7 protein-coding genes are annotated in these 18,960 nt (G+C 67.0%); 4 read left to right on the top strand and 3 right to left on the bottom strand.

All coding sequences use genetic code 11. From position 1 onward, the window contains the following. Positions 1-73 precede the first annotated feature (73 nt). The 4 genes from OPIT5_08930 to OPIT5_08915 all read left to right on the top strand — a co-directional run bounded on the left by OPIT5_08930 (position 74) and on the right by OPIT5_08915 (position 16,103). Positions 74-1,087 (top strand): peptidyl-prolyl cis-trans isomerase, encoded by a 1,014-nt coding sequence (locus OPIT5_08930; GenBank protein AHF90310.1) that lies wholly within the window; start codon positions 74-76, stop codon positions 1,085-1,087. A gap of 164 nt (positions 1,088-1,251) precedes the next feature. After that, positions 1,252-14,829 (top strand): hemagglutinin, encoded by a 13,578-nt coding sequence (locus OPIT5_08925; protein ID AHF90309.1) that lies wholly within the window; start codon positions 1,252-1,254, stop codon positions 14,827-14,829. 78 nt (positions 14,830-14,907) lie between these two features. Further along, positions 14,908-15,636, top strand: coding sequence for a hypothetical protein (locus OPIT5_08920; protein ID AHF90308.1), 729 nt, complete (start codon positions 14,908-14,910; stop codon positions 15,634-15,636). Further along, positions 15,636-16,103 carry a response regulator receiver gene (locus tag OPIT5_08915; protein AHF90307.1) on the top strand — a complete coding sequence of 156 codons (468 nt, stop codon included), beginning with the start codon at positions 15,636-15,638 and terminating at the stop codon, positions 16,101-16,103. Before OPIT5_08920 ends, OPIT5_08915 begins: the two co-directional genes overlap by 1 nt. A 185-nt stretch (positions 16,104-16,288) precedes the next feature. Here OPIT5_08915 and OPIT5_08910 read toward each other — a convergent pair whose 3' ends face one another. The 3 genes from OPIT5_08910 to OPIT5_08900 all read right to left on the bottom strand — a co-directional run bounded on the left by OPIT5_08910 (position 16,289) and on the right by OPIT5_08900 (position 18,629). After that, the gene (locus tag OPIT5_08910) at positions 16,289-17,467 is read right to left on the bottom strand and encodes an anti-FecI sigma factor FecR (protein ID AHF90306.1); all 1,179 of its coding nucleotides are present in this window, start codon (positions 17,465-17,467) and stop codon (positions 16,289-16,291) included. A gap of 82 nt (positions 17,468-17,549) precedes the next feature. Beyond that, the gene (locus tag OPIT5_08905; GenBank protein AHF90305.1) at positions 17,550-18,146 is read right to left on the bottom strand and encodes an RNA polymerase subunit sigma-24; all 597 of its coding nucleotides are present in this window, start codon (positions 18,144-18,146) and stop codon (positions 17,550-17,552) included. Positions 18,147-18,188: 42 nt separating this feature from the next. Continuing rightward, a complete protein-coding gene (locus OPIT5_08900; protein AHF90304.1) occupies positions 18,189-18,629 on the bottom strand; it encodes a hypothetical protein in 441 nt (146 codons plus the stop codon). Between the last annotated feature and the right edge of the window lie 331 nt (positions 18,630-18,960).

Below are 18,960 nucleotides of genomic sequence, written 5' to 3'. Positions count from 1 at the left end.
CATTAGTGATCATTAGTGTGCATTAGCGATTAAAAAAACTCCCTCTCCCGTCCTCTTTCCCATCATCATTATCATGAAGTCATCACACAAACGGCTGGCTTGCTTTTTGTTCCCTCGGCTGCCCAAGGGGCGCCCACTTCGGTCGGCCCTTCGGGCCGGCGCGTCCCGCGCCGCCATCTCCGCGCTTTGCGCTGCGTCAGCTTTCAGTTTTTCCCCGTCTGTCCTCGCCGCCGATGGCGGCTCCGGCATCATCGCCCGCGTCAGCGACACCGATGTCAGGATCGACGACATCCGGTCCTCGCTCGAAAGCCTCGATCCGCGCGAGCAGGCCGCGCTCGCCGCCAACCCCGCGCTGCTCAGCCAGGCGGTGCGTTCGCTGCTGGCCCGCCGGGTCGTCCTCGCCGAGGCCGTCGCCCAAAAATGGGACAAGAATCCCGCCTTCACCGCGCAGCTCGAAAAGCTGCGGGAAAACGCGCTGATCGAAAGCTACCTGCAATCCGTCTCGCAGCCTCCGGCGGACTTCCCGTCCGAGGCCGACCTGCACACCGTTTACGAGGCCAACCGCGCCGCGCTCGTCGCTCCCCGCCAGTTCCGGATTGCCCAGATCTTTGTCGCCGCTCCCGCTCCGTCCGCCGCCGACACCGCCGCCCTCGAAAAGGCAAAGGCCAGGCTCGATTCCGTGAAGCAACAGCTAGTCCGGTCCGGCTCCGACTTCGCAACCATCGCCCGGAGCGAAAGCGACGAAAAACAAAGCGCGGCCAACGGCGGCGAACTCGGCTGGCTCACCGACGCCCAGCTTCGTCCGGAGATTCGTGATACCGTGACCGCGCTCGCGTCCGGCGCAGTCAGCCAGCCCGTCCGCCTCGCCGATGGCTGGCATATCCTGAAGGCGCTCGAGATCCGCGACGCCCGCCCGCTCACCCTCGACGAGGTCCGTGTGCAGCTCTCGCAGCGTCTCCGCGCCGAACGCCTCCAGGCCAACCGTCAGGCTTACCTGGCGAAGCTGCTCGAGGAAAATCCGATGACCATTAACGAACTCGCCCTCTCCCGGGTGCTCGCAGGGGAAAAGCTGAAAGCTGAAAACTGAAAGCTGAAAAACCACTGGCACCTGATCCCTGGCAACCAGCTCCTGGCACCCTGATTTCAGCGTTTTGCCACCATGCCCACGCCCATCTCCTCCGCCGCCTGATTCATTCCCGCCCTGCGCAATCCTCTTCCTGCCCGACACCTTTTCCCACCGATTTTCCCGCCATGAACCGTTTCGTCCCGACATCCCGAATTTCCGCGGCCCTCCCGAAGGCATGGCTCGCCGCCGGCAATTTCCTGCGCACGGCCTTCTGCCTGTCCGTATCCGGTTCAGGATTACTCGCCCTGTTGGTCGTCGCCCTGGTTCCCGCTCCGCTCAGTGCGGCCAGCTTGGTCGGCAACATCCGCGCCCGCGCCGGAGCGCCCGCCGCGGAAAATCCTTCCGGCGGCACCGGCGGCCAGGCGGTGGACAGCGCCACGGCCACCGCGCTGGCGCAGGCGCAGCGCCAGTCGCTGGTGCGCACCACCCAGGCGATCCTCGCCGTGCGCCAGGCGCAGGCCGCCGCCCGCGCCGCCGCGCTGGCCGGGCTCAGCGACGTGCCCAATGGGCTCGCTCCCGGCGGCCTCGTCGTCGCCGACGGCGCCACGCCCGGTTCGGACCTGTGGCAGGGCGCCGATGGGCCGACCCAGACCCACGCCAACGGTGCTACCGTCGTGGACATCAAACAGCAGGCGCAGAAGGCGATCCTCACCTGGGAGCAGTTCAACGTGGGGCGCGAAACCACGGTCAACTTCGACCAGCAGGGCAACCGCGACTGGGTCGCCCTCAACCGCGTCAACGATCCCTCCGCCCGCCCCTCGCAAATCCAGGGCCAGATCAAGGCCGACGGCTCCGTCTACATCCTCAACCGCAACGGCATCATCTTCGGCGGCGCCTCCCAGGTCAACGTCGGCAACCTCGTCGCCGCTGCCGCCAATATGAGCAATGACCAATTCCTTAACCGAGGGATCTATGGTTTCAGCATCACCGCGCCCACCTTCACCGACGCCGGCGGCGTCGTCACCGTCGAGGCCGGCGCGCAGATCACCACCCGCGAACCCGCCTCTGCCACCGAAGGCGGCGGCTCCGTGCTGCTCCTCGGCACGGAAGTGACCAATGCCGGCGAAATCACCACCCGCAAAGGCCAGACCCTGCTCGCCGCCGGCGACAGCTTCGTCCTCCGCCGCGGCGTCAGCACCGAGGAAAACAAACACTCCACCACTCGCGGCGCCGAAGTCGCCCCGCAGTTCACGGACGGCAGCACGGCGGGCGCGGTCAGCAACACCGGCCTCATCGTCGCCCGCGAAGGCGATATCACGTTCAGCGGGCGTGACGTGCGGCAGGACGGCGTCGCCGTCGCCACCACCTCGGTCAACACCCGCGGCACCGTCCACCTCCTCACCTCCGCCAACGACAAGGACGCCGCCGTCAGCCTCGGCGCGGATTCCGTCACCGCCATCATCGCCGGCGACCTCCTCATCGAGGACGACCGCGTCGAGCTTCGCGACGACGGCCAGACCGCGCTCGACAGCCAGCGCGACGCCCTCATCGCGGAGTCCGCCGCGCTCGACCAGGCGCGCGTCACCGAGGCCCTCGCCAACACCACGAAATTCGACAACTACTCCACGCTTTCCGACCGCCGCGACCAGTCGCGCATTGAGATTGTCGGTGGGGGACTGGTGACTTTCGAGGGCGATTCCCTCGCGCTCGCCACCGGCGGCCAAATCGCCGTCAGCGCTGGCAACAGCGCCGCCGGCACCAAGGACGTCGCCGTCAGCCAGGTCAATCCGCTTACCTGGGGCGAAATCCGCGTCGCCGACGGCGCGCAACTCGACGTCTCCGGCGCGCTCGGCGTGCGGGTGGCGATGGAGGACAACAACATCAAGGTCAACGTGCAGGGCTTCGAACTGCGCGACTCCCCCCTCAACCGCGACAACCCCGACCGCCCCCTCTTCAATCAGGACGTCTGGATTGACCGCCGCGACCTCACCTACGTGCCCGCCGGCACCGACGGCTACGAGAGCGACCGCTACTACACCGGCGGCGGCCTGATCGAGGCCGGCGGTTATCTCGCCAACCAAGCCCACGGCATCGGCGAATGGACGGCCCAGGGCGGCACGGTCAACTTCGTCGCCGACAGCGTCGTCACCGAGGCCGGTTCGCTCATCGACCTTTCGGGCGGCACGCTCGACGTTCAGTCCGGCTACCTCAATGTCACCCGCGTCCTCGGCAGCGACGGCAAGCTCTACGACCTCGGCCGCGCCCCCGCCGACCTGGTGTATTACGCCCTCGGCAATGCCCATGTGGAAAAATCCGAGAAATGGGGCGTGACCAAGGTGTATTCAAATCCCCTTACCAGCCAGGCCCAGGTCAAGCGCCATGAGGAAGGCTACACCGTGGGCCGCGACGCCGGCCAGTTTACCATTCGCGCCATCGACGCGCGCCTCGACGGCAGTATCGACGCTTCGGTTACCAACGGCACGCGCCAGCGCGACGCCCGCCCCGGCTCCGGCGTCACCGATGGCTACAAGCTCAGCCAGACCCAGGCCGCCCTCGCCGGCCGCCTCCTCATCCAGAACTACGACTCCTCCGCCGGCTCCTTCAACCCCCGCCGCGAATGGTATTCCGACGTGCTCCTCGCCGCTGGCGACGCCGCTCCTCCCGCCGCCGCCGGCGCCGACGCCGACCCGGCGGACCGGCTCATCTGGCTCAACCTCGACCGCCTCAACGACGCCGGCCTCGGCGGCCTCTCCATCCAGAGCCGGCTCAACACCTTTGTCCTCGGCGGCGACCTCGCCCTCGCCCCCGGCGGCGCGCTCGACCTCGCGGGCGGCGACCTCACGCTCGACGGCAGCCTCACCGCCCGCGGCGGCTCGGTGCATATCATGACCGGCGGCCAATACGTGAACGGCGTCAGCGTCGCCGCCGGCCTGACGCTCAAGGACGGCGTCACCATCGACACCCGCGGCCTCTGGACAAACGTCGCCCTCGACCCCGACAGCGCTTGGGGACTCGCCTTCCGCGACGGCGGCTCCGTCACCATCGACACCGGCTACGGCGACCTTGTCATGGAGGCCGGCTCGCGCATCGACGCCTCCGCCGGCGGCGCGGTGCTGGCCGACGCCTCCACCGTGGGCGGCGCGGGCGGCGACATCACCCTCTCCGGCCGCGGCATGCGCCTCGAAGGCGAACTCGTCTCCCGCGGCTTCACCAAGGGCGGCAAACTCGCCCTCAACGCCTGGACAAACATCTCCGTCGGCGGCCGGTTGCTGGAGACCGACGGCCTGCTCGCCGTCGGCGAAGTCGCCCCCATGGACCTCACGCTCGCCGAGGACACCGTTTTCCCCGCCGGCAGCCAGCCGCCGTTTTCCTTTGAAGTGGTGATGTCCGAAATCAAGCCGGGCGACCCTCTGCCCGGGACTTACCTGCAGTGGGGTAGTTATTCCAACCATCCCAATCCCATGACGACGGGTGTCGATTTCATCGTGCCGTCAGGCATGTCATTGAGGACATCCGGCGGGACACCCTCCGAGACAGAATACAACACGGGATCGCTCATCCCCGCCGGCACGAAAATCGGCTACATCTACGCATGGAGCTGGTCCGCCGGATACGCTTTTCCCGTCGAGCTTTTCTCGGAGCCGATCCCCTTGCCCAGCCCCATCAAAACCACCTACCCGGCGGACACCATTTTGACGAAAGACCTCACCGTCGCCGCCGGCACGATCATCCCCAAAGGCGCGTCGCTGACCCACGCCGTCAAAGTCCGCGCCCCCCTGAACATGGACGCGGAGTTTTTCCGGCAGGGCTTCTCGGATTATTCGCTCGCCAGCACGCTGGGCGTGACGGTCCACCCCGGCGCGCAAATCGACGTGGTCATGCCCGTTTACCGGTTCAATGCCGCGAGCCTGGGCGCACCCACCGGTTCGGACATCGCGGACGTGGCCGACTTCGTCCTGCCGCCGCTCTTCACCGAAAACCCCGCCAAAGGCACGCTCACCCAACGCGCCGGCGCCAGCCTCGCGCTCGAGGGGCTGACGGGCTCCTTCCCGACCGTCGGCACGCCCATCATTTCCCACGGCGCGGTGGACGTCGGCCAGGACGCCGCCATCACGGTCGATCCGGGGCAGCGGGTCAGACTCAGCGCCGCCGGGCAACTTACCGTCGATGGCGCGATCACGGCCCGCGGCGGCGAAATCATCATCGCCAATTCGCGCACGATTTTCGAGTCGCCCAGGGCATCGAACAGTCCGAATCTACCCGTTTACCCAGGGCCGGGCGAGACCTCCGTCTGGATCGGTGAAAACGCGCGGCTCGACGCCTCGGGCCTCGCCGTCGCCGCGCGAGATTTTTCGGGCCGCGACTACGGCCTCGTCACGGACGGCGGCTCCATCGTCCTCGGCAGCGAAGGCGTCCTGCGCCGGGATCCGGACGGCCTGATACAGACGCAGGATTCGACCGAGGCCTGGGTCATCGTCCGCCCCGGCGCGGTGCTCGATGTCTCCGGCGCCGCCGCCATGCTCGATGTTTACGACGGCGCGCGCTTCCGGGAGCGCGAGGTGGCGAGCCACGGCGGCTCCATCTCGCTCACCTCCTACAGCGGCATCTTTCTGGACGGCGATCTGCGCGCCCGTGCCGGTGGCGAAGGCGCCAGCGCCGGCGCGCTGAACGTCGTCATCGAGGCGCCCCGTTACACCAACGTCCAGCCTTCCCAGATGCCGGCGGCGCTTATGCAAGGGCGGGTGCTCGCCGTCGGGCAGGAGCACGTCTCCAGCCTGTCCGCCGATTTGCGGGCGGGGGAGGCGGATGAGGCGTTCGTGATCGGCTCGCTCGGCGCGGCCCGCGTCAGCGTCGAACAAATCACCGCGGGCGGCTTCGACAGCGTTTCGCTCTGGGGGCGGCACGGCATCGTCTTCGACGGCGACGTGAGCCTGAGCCTGGCGCGCAGCCTCACGCTTTCCAAGGGCTACCTGGGCAACAGCGCCGAGGGCGCGCGCGTCTCCCTCGCCGCCCCGTATGTTTACGTGGACGGCTGGTCGGTGCTGACTGGCGGCGGCTCGGACGTGTATCCCGACCGGGCGCCCGTCCTCCCCGCCGGCGGCTCCTTCGACATCGCGGGCGGCCTGGTGGATTTCCGCCACCTCGCGAAGATCGACTACGCCCAAGTCCGCGTCGAAAGCGCCGGCGACCTGCGTTTCCTGCCCTCCGTCGCCTCCACTTCATCGAGCAGCCTCGACCGGCGCACCCTCGTTCAGGCGCCGGGCGAGCTCACCCTCGCCGCCGCGCAACTCTACCCGACGAGCAACACGCTGGCCCGCGTCACCGCCGGCGACCTGCTCGCCATCGAGCGCGTCGGCGCGGAGACGCCCGCCGTGCCGCTCTCGGTCTTCGGCCAGTTGGAATTGGGCGCGCAAACCGTCCGGCAGGGCGGCATCGTCCGCGCGCCCCTCGGCTCCATCACCCTGACCGGCGGCCTCACGAACGGCGGCTTGGTGGAACTGCTCGACGGCAGCATCACCTCCGTCAGCGCGCGCGGCCTGCTCATGCCCTACGGCGGCACCGCCGACGGCGTCGATTACCTCGTCAACGGCGAAAAAGCAGCGACCTCCGCCATCCTCGGCGCCTACGTGGGAGCCCAGGGCGTGGTGACCGTCAACGCGGATTCCTTCCACAGCGGCGCCGGCTCGCTGCTCGACCTCTCCGGCGGCGGCCACCTCCTCGGCGGCGCGTTTGTCACCGGTCGCGGCGGCTCGGTTGACACGCTGCTCTATCCGCGCAACCCCGGCGGGCGCGTCTTTGCCATCGTCCCCGGCGTCGCCACCGCCCCCGTCGCCGGCGGCTACGCCTCGCAATGGACCGGCGCCGTGCCCGAAATCGGCCAACAAATCACCATTCCCGCCGGCGTCCCCGGCCTGCCCGCCGGCACTTACACGCTCCTGCCGGCCAACTACGCGCTGCTCCCCGGCGCTTACCGCGTCGAGCTGGGCGTGGCGGGCGGCCGGCCCTTCGAGGGCGTCACCGCGCAGCGCGACGGCTCCTTTGCCATGATGGGCGAGCAGGGCGTCGCCGGCGCCGGCATCCGCGATGCGCTGCCCCGCCTCGTCACCGTCACGCCCGGCGCGGTCTTCCGCACCTGGGCGCACTACAACGAGCAAAGTTTCGCCGCCCACCAGGTGGAGCAGGCCGGCATCTTTGGCAACCTCCGCCCCCGGCTGGAGGCCGACGGCAAATACCTCACCTTCTCGCCCGGCGACTATCCCGAGGGCGACGCCAACAGCGCCCTCGTTTTTGACGGCCTGGCCGACTTCTCCGCCGCGCCCGGCGGCTACGACGGCGGCTTTGCGCTCTCCAGCAGCCGCTATGTCAACCTCGTCATCACCGCCCCCGGCAGCGCCACGGAAAACCGCGACACCGCCGACCGGGGCGCCTACATCACCGTCTCCTCCGACGCCCTCGACCGCGTCAACGCCCCCAATCTCTACATCGGCGGCGTCCCCTCGCAGGGCGCCACCGCCCTCTCCGTCTCCACCGGCGGCATGGGGCAGCTCGGCTACGATTTGCTCATCGAGGGCGGCGTCACCCTGCGCGGCTCGCAAGTCATCCTCGCCTCCCGCGACACCATCACGCTGGAAAGCGGCGCGGCCATCGACACCCTCGGGCGCGGCATCGCCTCGCCCGATTCCTCCGCCGGCCTCCTCTTTGGCGACGCGCCGAGCGCCTATGGCGAACTCGCTCTGCTCGCCGTCTCCAACGGCCTGCTCGTCCTCAACTCCCCCGCCGGCCTCAACACCTCCTCCATCACGCTCGGCGAAGGCGTCTCCCTCCGCTCCGAAGGCTCCATCGGCTTCTACGCCGACCGCGGCCTGAACATGGAGGGCCTCGCCCGCTTCGGCACGCGCAACCTCTTCCTCACCGTCCCCTCCTTCAACATCGGCTCCTCCGACGCCCTCGCCGCCGCCGGCCCCCTGCCCGACGGCATGATCCTCAACCAGTCCATCCTCGACAGCCTCCTCGCCGGCGACCTCGCCTCCGGCGCCCCCGCCGTCGAGACGCTCATCCTCGGCGCCTCGCAATCCATCAACTTCTTCGGCGACATCGCCCTCAACACCATCGACCCCGCCACCGGCCGCTCCAGCCTCGCCCAACTCGTTTTCAACAGCCCCGCCCTCTACGGCTACGGCTCCGCCGCCGACACCGTCCGCCTAACCACCGACACCTTCGTCTGGAACGGCGCCGAAGTCTTCGAGGCCGAAAGCTCCTACGGCCTCGTCTCCTCCAGCGCCCGGCCCGGCGCGCTGCGCGACGGCGGCGCGGGCTCCGGCCGCTTCGTCATCGACGCCGGCTCCATCGTCTTCGGCTACCCCTCCCCCTCCCGGCCCGACACCTCCATCACCTTCGACCGCCTCATGCTCGGCTTCTCCGATGTGGCCTTCAACGCCTCCTCCGCCATCACCGCCAACGCCCGCAGCACCCTCTCCGTTTACCAAACCGGCGACAACCCCGCCGCCCTCGACGCCTTCGACCCCGCCGCCTACGCCGGCGCCGGCGGCGCCCTCCACCTCAACACCCCGCTCCTCACCGGCGACTCCGCCGCCTTCCTCCACTTCCACGCCGGCGGCCCGATTGACGTCACCGCTCCCTCCGCCGCCGCCTCTGTGCCCGCCGCCTCCGGCCTCGGCGCGGAAATCGGCCTGCACACCGCCTCCTCCATCGACATCGCCTCCTCCATCATCCTCCACAGCGGCAGGCTCACCCTCTCCGCCGCGGGCGACATCACCCTCGCCGATGCCGCCCGTCTCGACCTCTCCGGCCTCCCCGTCGCCTTCCACGACGTCACCCGCCACACCTGGGGCGGCGACGCCTCCCTCGAAAGCGCCTCCGGCAACATCACCCACCGCGCCGGCGCGCAAATCGACCTCTCCGCCCCCGGCGAGGACGCCGGCTCGCTCACCCTCTCCGCCCTCTCGGGCCGCGTCCGCCTCGACGGCGAACTCCTCGCCACCGGCGGGGAGGGGCACGATGGCGGCTCCTTCGACCTCCGCGCACGCCTCATCGCCGACGACACCGCCGCCCTCTCCTCCGCCTTCGCCGCCCTCAACACCCGCCTCACCCAGGACGGCTTCTCCGCCGCCCGCTCCTTCCGCTTCACCCAGGGCGACCTCCTCATCGGCGACGACCTCAAGGCCCGCGACATCTCCGTCTCCGTCGATAACGGCAGCCTCACCGTCAACGGCCTCATCGACGCCTCCGGCCCGCGCCCCGGCTCCATCCGCCTTGCCTCCCGCGACGACCTTCGCCTCGCCTCCACCGCCGTCCTCGACGCGCGCGGCACGGAGATGCAGCTCGACGGCTACGGCCAGCCCGTCGAAGCCCTCAACCGCGCCCACATCGAACTCTCCTCCGCCGAGGGCTGGCTGCGCCTCGACGCCGGCGCCACCCTCGACCTCTCCTCGCCCGACGGCGTGGACCGCGGCCGCCTTACCCTCAACGCCCGCCGCGCCGACGAAACCGGCGGCGACATCAACATCGACGCCTCCGGCCCCCTCGACATCCGCGGCGCAGACTCCATCGCCCTCAACGCCTGGTGGACCTACTCCCCCGCCGACGAAAACGGCTCCATCGTGCAGGACAACGGCACCGACTCGCCGGTCAGCACCAACGAACTCCAAACCACCACCCGCACGCTTCTGGAAACGATGACCCGCACCGTTACCGTCACTGTCACCACGTTTCCGGGCGAGAGCTTTCCCTTTGGCGAGAACCTGACCGTTGGCTACCCCGACTATGTCGAGCCGAACTATGCCCTCGGCTTGACCCTCCAGGCAGACTACTCCACTTATCCTTATATATTTAGCCTCTATTTCCCCGGCGCCACCGGCCTGAAAAGCGGCAAGGCCACGCTCGTCTCCGGGAAAATCACCGGCGGCGACGGCACCGTTTACAATCCCGGCGACCAGATCGGCTACATCGTCATGAACGACGCGACGCTCACCGCCGACGTGATGATCGACATCGACGGCGTGCCCTCCGGCACGCAGCTCTTCGGCTGCTACGACTCCACCGGTTCCTACTACTACACGCTCAAAGCCACCAACGCCAACCGCGAGGTCAGCCAGACCTCCACCCTCGTCACCCTCGACACCCCGCCCAGCATCGACACCGTCATCGATGACTCCACCCCCGGAAGGCTCATCACCACCGTCACGAGCGTGGAACTCCTCCAGACCCTCGAAACCACGGTGACAATGGCCCCCCCCGACACTGCCATCGGCACCGTCACCACCACCGAAACCTCGCCCGACAACCTGACCAAAACCACCACCGACGCCGAAACCTACGCCGACCCGCAAAAAGGCTTCGCCGGCCTCGACCAGATCGACGAACAAAACCAGGTCTTTTACGCCAACGCCCTCGCCGACACCGCCCTCCAAAACCGCCTCGCCGGGCTCAAGGCTCACGACGACGCCTTCCACCTGCGCCCCGGCGTGGAAATCACCGGCGGCGACGCCTCGGGCGGCAACCTCACCGTCCCCGGCGACCTCGACCTCTCCCGCTACCGCTACGGCCCCGCCGCCGACCGCGACCCCGCCTCCGCCAGCTACGGCGCGGGCGAGCCCCTCGCCCTTCAATTGCGCGCCCCCGCCGACCTCGTCATCAAGGGCAGCATCACCGACGGCTTTGCCCAGGCCAAACCCACGCCCGACGACCGCGCCCTCCTCCTCGCCGCCGGCAGGGTCGCCGCCGACACCGTGCTCACCTTCGACCTGAACCTGCCCGCCGGCACGAAGTTCGACAGCGGCTCCCGCCTGCCCTTCCCCGTCACCTTCTCCGGCCCCGACGAACTCCCCGGCGGCGAAACCGCGACCACGACCATGATCCTGTGGCACGTTCCCTATAACCAAACCACTTTCGGTTATTACTTTGCCTTCCCGGACCCCAATGACCTGCCCGTTGTCGAAACCGGCAGGGTGGATGTCGTGGCGAGCCAGGGCGGAACGCCCAAAACCTATTTGCCCGGCGACAAACTGCCGCGCAATCTCGCGGAGGGCACCACCTTCTACGCGGGCACCAAACTGAGCGCCAACAACCCCGCCAACGCCACCGTCAAATTCAGCGGCTTCACGATTGGCGCCTATAACAGGGCGCCTGTCGATGTGACGCTGGCCAAGGACTTCACGACGGGCGCCAGCACTGAGCGTGTCGGCGGCGACCAATACATCCGCCTCCCCGACGGCACCGAGTATAACGCGCGCGACAACCCCGCCATCCCCCCCGGCACCCTGCTGCCCAAAGGCACGATCATCAGCGCCCAAGTCGGCTTCTACTCCGGCAACGAGTACGAGGTTGAAGCCTTCGTCATCCCGCCCGGCACCTCATTGCCCAAAAACTACATCCTCACCGACCCGCTACCGCTCCTCGCCGGCGACATCCTCCCCGCCGGCACCAACATCGCCGAGGCCATCTACGACGCGGAAGCCCGCCTCCTCCACGCTGTCGCCCCCATGCTCGCCCCCGGCAGCCTCTCGGCCGACATCCGCCTCGCCGCCGGCGCCGACCTCTCCGCCGCCGACGCCCGCGCCCTGCTCTCCGCGCCCGCGCTTGCCGCCGCCGGCCACGCCGGCAACCTCACGCTCGACAACCTCCGCCGCAGCAACATCGGCCAGCCCGGCCTCAACGTCATCCGCACCGGCGTCGGCAGCCTCGACCTCCTCGCCGGCGGCGATTTCACCCAGACCGCCCCCTACGGCATCTACACCGCCGGCACCGACACCGAGCTGCCCGGCGGCGGCGACGAAGCCTTCCGCCTCCCCCTTCCCCCCGGCATCGTGCTCGGCGCGACCCTCGCCGACTGGGCCTCCGCCCTCGGCGAACGCTCCGTCTGGTATCCCGACCACGGCGGCGACCTCACCATCGCCGTCCAGGGCGACCTCTCCGCCTACACCTACAAACAGGGCACGCTGGACAACCAGTCCGTCTCCAACTGGCTCTGGAAACAAGGCGGCGACGACGCCCTCGGCATCAAAACCGCCTGGGGACTCAACTTCGGCACCTTCATCCCGATCACCTATAACCAGAAACCTGCCGCCGCCCTCTACGGCTTCTCCGGCTTCGGCGCCCTCGGCGGCGGCAACGTCCGCATCCGCGTCGGCGGCGACGCCGGCGTGCTCGCCTCGCCCGTCAAGCGCAGCCAGTATGGCAACGACGACGTTTACAGCACCTCCCTGCTCGTCGCCGTCGGCTCGACTGGCCGCGTCACCTCCGTGACGACCCGGGACGGCGTCGTCACCGGCGGCGAAATCACGCAAACCGGCGGCGGCGACATCGACGTGCGCATCGGCGGCCGCCTCAACCCCTTCGCCTCGTTCGATTACCTCGACATGGACGGCGGCTCCTTCACCAACCTGCGCGGCGACATCCGCCTGGAGGCCGCCGCCATCGGCTTCCTCAAGCCCGCCTACGGCGCCCTCTCCGCCGGCGACCCCCGCGCGCCCGACATCTACGCCGCCGGGGGCATATCCAGCGGCTACGCCTACACGCCGCAAGGCGCCCCGCAAATCACGCCCGGCGACGGCGCGGTGGCCTTCCGCACCCGCGGCAACCTCTCCGTCAACATCCCCCGCGACGCCACCATGGGCGACATCTACAGCGCCAACACCCGCCTCTTCGACTACCAACCCGACCCCGCCAGCCAGAACACCGCCTTGACCTGGTTTTCCCTCTGGCGGGACGACACCGCCGTCTCGCTCTTCTCCGCCGGCGGCGACATCGCGCCCTTCGGCCTGGGGACTTCGGGCCTGCTGTTGACCACGCCCAGGTTTTACGCCACCGCCGCCGCCGGCAGCATCTACTACGGCAGCCGCAACACCAACTCGCCGATGACCATCGAACTGGTCCCCTCCGCCACCGGCCAGCTCGAACTGCTGGCGATGGATTCCATCTACGCCGGCGTCATCGGAGGCCCCGCGCGCCTCGCCATGTCCGGCGCGAGCGCCGGCTTGGAACTCATCCCCAACCCCTTCAAACCCGCCTACATCCTGGCCGGGCCAGGCACGACCTATTTCACTGACGCCTACGCCCTCACCAACACGCTCATCGCCTACGGCCTGCCGCGCTACGAAGGCGACCAGGGCACGCGCACGCCCACGCAAGGCTACTTCGCCTTCCAGCCGGACATGCCGCTCACCAACCTGCACGCCGCCGACGCCGACCCGATGCGCATCTACGCCGCCGAGGGCGACATCGTGAGCTTCCGCATGGGCGACCTCGCCAGCAGCTACGGCGTCACCACCCGCCTCCCGGTGGCCAAAGCCGCGCACATCCTCGCCGGGCGCGACATCGTGGCCTTCGGCGGCCCCGCCGGCTCCTACTACGATATGCCCAACCTCATCCTCAACGCCCGCGACACCGACGTCTCGCTCCTCTCGGCGGGCCGCGACATCATCCACGCCAACGCGGAAATCTACGGCCCCGGCGCGCTGGAAGTCACCGCCGGCCGCCACATCTACCAGGGCGACAACGGCACGCTGACCAGCCGGGGCGCGGTCCTCCCCGGCGACAACCGCCCCGGCGCCGACATCGCCCTGATGGCCGGCATGGCCAACGGCGTGGCTTGGGACGCCGTGCGCGACCTCTACCTCGACCCGGCCAACCTCGCCAACCCGGAGCTGCCCCTGTCGCATCCCGATTATCCCGAAAACGCGGGCAAAGTCGCCAAGGTTTACGACGAGGAATTGATTGCGTGGTTGAAGGAAAACTACAACTACGAGGCCGCCGACAGTGAGGCCGCGCTGGCCTGGTTTTCGACGGAACTGACGCCCGGGCAGCAACGCGTCTTCCTGCGCTCGGTCTATTACAACGAACTGCGCGAAGGCGGCCGCGAATACAACAACCCGGAAAGCCGCCGCTTCGCCAGCTACCTGCGGGGCCGCCAGATGATCGCCACGCTGTTCCCCGAGACCGATGCGGCCGGCAACGAGATCACGCGTCCGGGCGACATCACGATGTTTGGCGGCTCGGGCATCCGCACGCTCTTCGGCGGCGACATCCAGATGCTGGCTCCGGGCGGGCAGGTGATGGTCGGCATGGAAGGGCAGGTGCCTCCCGCGACCGCGGGCGTGGTCACGCAAGGCGCGGGTGACATCCAGACCTACAGCCAAGGCAGCCTCCTGCTCGGCCTCTCGCGCATCATGACGACCTTCGGCGGCGACATCTTCGGCTGGTCGGCGGAAGGCGACATTAACGCCGGACGCGGCAGCAAGACGACGATTGTCTATACGCCGCCCAAGCGGGTTTACGACAACTACGGCAACGTGACGCTGTCGCCGACCGTGCCGAGCAGCGGCGCGGGCATCGCCACGCTCAATCCGATCCCGGAAGTTCCCCCCGGCGACGTGGACCTGATCGCGCCGCTGGGCACGATCGACGTCGGCGAGGCGGGCATCCGCGTGTCGGGTAATATCAATCTGGCCGCGCTCCAGATCATCAATGCCGCCAACATCCAGGTGCAGGGCAACGCCACCGGCATTCCGGTGGCCGCCATGCCGAACCTCGGAGCGATCACGGCGGCCAGCAATACCGCCAATGCCGCCACGGCGGGCGCGATGGAAGCCGCCGCCGAAGCCCGCCGCAGCCCGGCTCCGCCGGTCATGCCCTCGATCATCGAGGTGGAGGTGCTCGGTTACGGAGGCACCAAGGAAGAAGCGAAGAAAACGGCGGCGGCTCCGGAACCGGCAGAAAGCCCGCTGGCAATGGTAAACAGATAAACCGGACGACACGTGCAGGGGTCGGTCGGGCGGCCGAAACAACGGGCCGGCTATCGCCCTGTGTATCCACACCTGACCTTGAAATCATCTGCAACCATCTCTGCCATCGCTGCCGGTCCCGTTCCGTCCGGCAACCTGCGGCGTGTGCTCGACGTGGTGCTGCGCAAGCCGGTGTACCTGGCGCAGTTTCGCCGGCTGGGCGAGGCTCCGGAGCGGCGCAGGCCGGGGAAGGTGGCCGGCCCGCTTCTCGACGTGCTGATGGCCGAGGGGGTCGTCAAGAGGAAGGCCGGGGCCGGCGGAAAGCGCCGGCATGGCCTGAGCCTCCGGGGTCAGGAGCTGCTGGGGCTGCTGGATGACCTGGACTGGCTGGACCGGCTGGCGGAGACGCTGGATACGCATCCGGTGCAGGTGTTGCGGACAAGAACGAAAGCCGGTGCGTCGGCGGTGACCGTGCGGCGGGTGCTGCGCGAGCGGGGAATGGCCGCGTGGCTGGAGCGTCTGCCGCCGGCCGGAGGATTTGCGGCGAACGATCTGCTGGACGGGATGCCGGAAGCGGCGGCCGCCGCCGCCCGGCAGGAGGCCGGGCTGATGCTGCGGTTTCTGAAAACACGCGGTCTCCTCGTGCGCAGTCGCTTTGTCCGCGACCGGCCGGGCGAATACCGGATGACGGATTTCGGAAGAGGTATCCGGAATTTCCTGATCCGGCTGCGGAAGCTGGGCGGCGGGCGGGCCGACGGCCTCGCGGAGGCGGTCGTAGAGGCGACTATCCCCGGCAGTGATTTTGCCGAATCCCGAAAGACTGCCTGATGAAGAAACAGACCGAAAGAAAGATCGTTGTCACCGGACGGGGAACACCGCCGTTACGCCTGTTGTATGTGGAGTCACACTGGCTCGCGCGCAAGACGGTGGGGTACCTGATGCAGGAGGTGGAGTGCGAGTGGAGTTATGCCGACGACGCGGCGCAGGCTGTCGCATTTGTGACACGGGCGCGAATGCAGCCACAACCGCAGCCTGGCGCGGCGACGGATATCGGTCCCTTCGACGTGATCATCGTCGATCACCATCAGACGGCGGAAGGCTCCGGCCTGCGCGTGGTGCGCGCTCTGCGCGAGGCCGGCTGCACCGGCCCGATCCTCGCCATCGGACTCGAGGAAATCACTCCCGTTGAAAAACAGCGTTACGAAAAATTTGATGTGCCCTTTCTCGTGCTGACTCCGGAAAACCATGCTGACCTGAAGGCAGCGGTGAGAGAGGCGCATAACCAGGCGAAATGATCGGCGCGTTAATCCCGTTCGGCTTCCGCTGGCGAAATTCACGCAGGAGAAAAACGAGGCGGTCCACGAACAGTCGATCAAGGCCAGGGCGGCGACTCGCGCCGCGCGGTCTGCACGCGCAAGAAGGCGCCGTTAAAAAATTTCGGGGGGGAGGGGGGGGACCTGGACTCCCGGGGGGCGTGCTGTTATTGCCCGTTTCCTGCGCTGACGTACTGCAGGATCACGCGCTCGACTTTCCCGTTGTTGTCCACGATCCGGTAGTCGATGCCTCCGGTTGCAGCCAGCAGTTTGAAGATATTCTGGATGGATTCGGACTGGAAGCGTCCGGTAACCGTCTCGTTTGCGAGCCGGGCGTCGCTCATTTCGACGATGATACCATATCGTCGCTCCAGTTCGCGCATGGCGTCGGGCAGGGGTTCACGGTTCCAGACGATCCTGTCCGATATCCAGCCGGTAGCGTCCTCATCGGCGGCTGTGGTCACTCGACCGGTATGCGTGGCGGGAGCGAGCGTGTATTGCATGCCGGCGGTCAGTGTGACCGGATTTGCTGTCGCCGCGGAAACGGCAGGTCCGCCAACGGGGGTGACCTCCACCTTGCCTTGCACAAGCGTTACCTGCGCCTTGGTTCCGTCGGAGAAGGCTTTGACGTTGAACCGTGTGCCCAGAACGGTGATCCGCATCGTCGAGGTTTCGACGATGAAGGGTCGTGTCTGGTCGTGAGCGACATCGAAGAAGGCTTCGCCCGAAAGGCGCACAACCCGGTTCCGGGAGCCAAAAGATTTTGGATACAGCAGGGAGCTCCCGGCATTGAGAGTGATTTTTGTCCCGTCGCCCAGGGTCAGCATGAGGCGCTCTCCGGCACCGTTGGTTTGTTCGATCCAGGTATTGCCGGACTCATTACCCGGCACGGCCTCCGGGGAGCGGTTCGGCTGGAGGACAATTCCGAATGTCAGGGCGATCGCGGCAACCGCGCCCGCGATGCCAGCCCACACGGCAGGAGCCGGACAACGCTTCCGGATGCCTGCCAGCCAGAATCGACGGCGGCCTGGCCGGGGCGCAGGAGTGGGGCTGGTCGCATCGCCTTTATCTGCCGGAGCGGCGGCGACCGGGGATAGTGGAGCTGCGGCGCGTTCCCGGCCGATGGCATCCATCACTTTCCGGCTGGCGCCGTCCAGATCGAATCCTTCCTCCCAGTTTTTCGGGTCTTCGCACCAGGCTGCGTCCATGTCATCGAACATCTTCTGAAGGTCGGGTTGCTGCAGCAATGCAACCAGCCGTTCACGCTCCTCGCTGGTGGCTTCACCGACCAGGTATCGCAAGGCGAGGGAATAAAAGGCCGCTCTTTCGTCGTCAACAGGGCGCATTTTCAATGGTGTCTGATATAGGTAGGGAAAAACGGGGAAAAACTACTACGCGGGAATACTGTATTCGCCAAAAAATTTCAAATCAGGGTTGGTCTTCGGAGCCGGAACTGTCCCGAAGCAGATTGCGGAAGCGAGGCAAGGCAACTTCGATCTGCTCGTTTGCTTTCATCATCTGGTTCCGGACGGTGTGCTCGGAAAGTCCGAGCCGTAATGCGACTTCCCGGTAGCGCAGATTTTCCAGACGGCACAGCTTGAATATCTCCCGGCGTTTCGGGGGCATGGTTTCAAGGAGGGTTTCGACTTCGGTCAAAAATTCCCGATAGAGCAGTCCCTTGTCTGCTTCTGCGGGATCGACGAGCGTGGCTTCGGGTACTTCGGCGAGAGGCACCGAAGTCGTTCCGCGGGCATGACGGGAGAGCAGGTACAGCGATTGCCTGGCGACGGCGCTGAACAGATAGGCGCGCACTTCCGAGGTGATCACGACTTGCTTCCGGCGTTGCCAGAAACTGGTGAACACACTCGATACGGCGTCTTCACTCAGGTCATTGCGACGAAGCAGCGACTGCGAGAGTTTGCAGAGATGCACGTAGTATCTGCGCATGAGGGCGAGCAACGCGGTTTCATCGTCGTTGCGGATACGCTCTACCAGATCTTCGTCCGGGATGGTTTCCTGGTCCATGATGTGCTCCGGTCTGGAGAATGAGAAGGGAGGTTGCGCAGCTTACCGGTCGGTCAGCAGTTCTTTCGGTTTCCGGATTTCGTCTTCCGTCCTCATCGGGAGGCGGACGATCATTTTCTGTTCATGTCGGGCAAATACGGCTCCGGTCAGCGTCGTGAGGGAAGAGAGGAGGTGAGCAAGGCTGATATTGGAGGCGGATTCCACGAGTATCCGGTCGTCCAGAGGAATGCGCTTGTCCAGGTAGATGAGTTCGAGGCCTGTTTGTTTCTCGATGAGAGCAAGAATATCTCCCAGGCTCGTCGGACGCGCCTGCGTGGAAGCGATGTTGACCCGGGTTCTCGCCAGAACCGGATCGGAGGAATAATCCGGCTCCTGGCTTGCGAAGGTGCTGGCCCCGGCGCATGCGAAAAGGCAGACCAGCAGGAGCGACTTGCTCCTCTGGAGAGAAATGTGGCCGGCGAAACTGACGGGACAGGAAAACATATGTATCAGAATGCTGATACGAAGGTCAGGAAAAGGAGAAGGGTGATGTGTTTCGTACCTTTTGGTGGGTGACAAATTGATTTCGGGAATCCGGATGAATTTGTGGGAAACGCGTCCTCTGGTCACTGGAAACCGAAAAATCCATGCCGCCAGAAACACGATTGGCGGAAAAAAATCAGCGAAAATCGGAGCGCGGAGCGTGTTCGTAACAAGAACGTAACTTTGGCGAGTAGTAGATTTGGGGGTGAAGCCGCAACCTATGTGTGAGCACCCGTTCCGCTCTCACTTCAAATCAACCGACCAGAGCTCCGAGATCCATCTGCTACCATCA

Source organism: Opitutaceae bacterium TAV5, from assembly GCA_000242935.3.
Lineage (GTDB): Bacteria > Verrucomicrobiota > Verrucomicrobiia > Opitutales > Opitutaceae > Geminisphaera.
This window is presented reverse-complemented; position numbering and strand designations above follow the sequence as displayed.

Excerpts from the sequence above, each read along its gene's own strand:
- OPIT5_08930 (AHF90310.1), top strand. The coding sequence starts at position 74 with ATGAAGTCATCACACAAACGGCTGGCTTGCTTTTTGTTCCCTCGGCTG.
- OPIT5_08910 (AHF90306.1), bottom strand. The coding sequence starts at position 17,467 with ATGCGCCCTGTTGACGACGAAAGAGCGGCCTTTTATTCCCTCGCCTTG.
- OPIT5_08925 (AHF90309.1), top strand. The coding sequence starts at position 1,252 with ATGAACCGTTTCGTCCCGACATCCCGAATTTCCGCGGCCCTCCCGAAG.
- OPIT5_08900 (AHF90304.1), bottom strand. The coding sequence starts at position 18,629 with ATGTTTTCCTGTCCCGTCAGTTTCGCCGGCCACATTTCTCTCCAGAGG.
- OPIT5_08915 (AHF90307.1), top strand. The coding sequence starts at position 15,636 with ATGAAGAAACAGACCGAAAGAAAGATCGTTGTCACCGGACGGGGAACA.
- OPIT5_08905 (AHF90305.1), bottom strand. The coding sequence starts at position 18,146 with ATGGACCAGGAAACCATCCCGGACGAAGATCTGGTAGAGCGTATCCGC.